Annotated in this window: 1 pseudogene; it reads right to left on the bottom strand. The window is 41.4% G+C overall.

The window, feature by feature from the left end:
* Window positions 1–1,058, bottom strand: a pseudogene (locus QZT26_RS17825) (IS4 family transposase); the annotation flags it as partial.

Genomic DNA, 1,058 nt, shown 5'->3' with positions numbered 1-1,058 from the left:
TATAACAAACAACGAATCCTTTCTTCACGGGTACCCCTCATTACATCCATCCGGAATAATTGTTTCCATTGCTTAAATACCAACTCTATCTGCCACCTTATCCGGTATATTGTGCCTACTACTTCCGGCGACCAGATTTCCGCCCCTACATTGGTGATATAGAAGCTATAGTCTAACCACTCTAAATATTCACGGGACAAGGTCTTTCCACTCTTTTGTACCGCTCTTTTGGCTTTGCGTCTGCGCTCATTTATTACATGCCCGGGCGCACGGTACGCTATCAGACGGCTGCATATCCTCTCTTCTCCAAGATAAACCTCCATGTCTGCGAGACCTTTATTGCCTATGTGTTTCTTTACATATGACACAAGGTCTATGGCTTCTGCACCGGGATCTGCGCTTAAATAGACTTTGGTACTCTTGAAGAAGCGGCTTAAATAATATGCCCCTTTTCCTTCAATATCCCAAATCCCTCAACAGCAAATCCCTTTCCCCTATATGTTTCAATACCTTTGCTCCGTTTTTCTGATCAGGATAGGTGCCTTTCGTAATAGAAACTTCTTTCAATATATGATGTACCGCCTCATATAATAAATCTATCTTTACGGATGATTTGCTCGCACTGCCTCCCGTACCTTTGAATTCTTCCGCCAAATGCTCATTGAGCGCTATTTGGGTACTATCCTGGAGATACACATTCGAAAATTGCTCTAATGCTACAAAAGGTATTTTCTCTAATTTAGGACATACCTGTTCTTTGTATATTGCTTCAAACGTACGTTCTAAAAACGATACTGCTTTATCGCTATTTATCTTTTTACTCAATGCCTGTGGGGTTATATCTGACTCGGGAGACTTCTCGCGAAGAACATCACTTAATCCTTCCAAAGAAATTATTCCGCTATCAAAATGCCCGGCAGACAACAGTTCTACAAAATCTCTGCCGGATACCTTGTTGGTGGAACGTTGTACAAAGCATGTCTCACGGGCAATTCTGTCCAAATTGTCCTCATCCAAACTCTTTACATGTTCTTGTGTGATTTCTTTTAGTCTTTTAT

Source organism: uncultured Candidatus Kuenenia sp. (genome assembly GCF_900696675.1).
Taxonomy (GTDB): Bacteria; Planctomycetota; Brocadiia; order Brocadiales; family Brocadiaceae; genus Kuenenia; species Kuenenia stuttgartiensis_A.
Note: the sequence above shows the minus strand (reverse complement) of the source record. Positions and strands in the feature narration are given on the sequence as shown.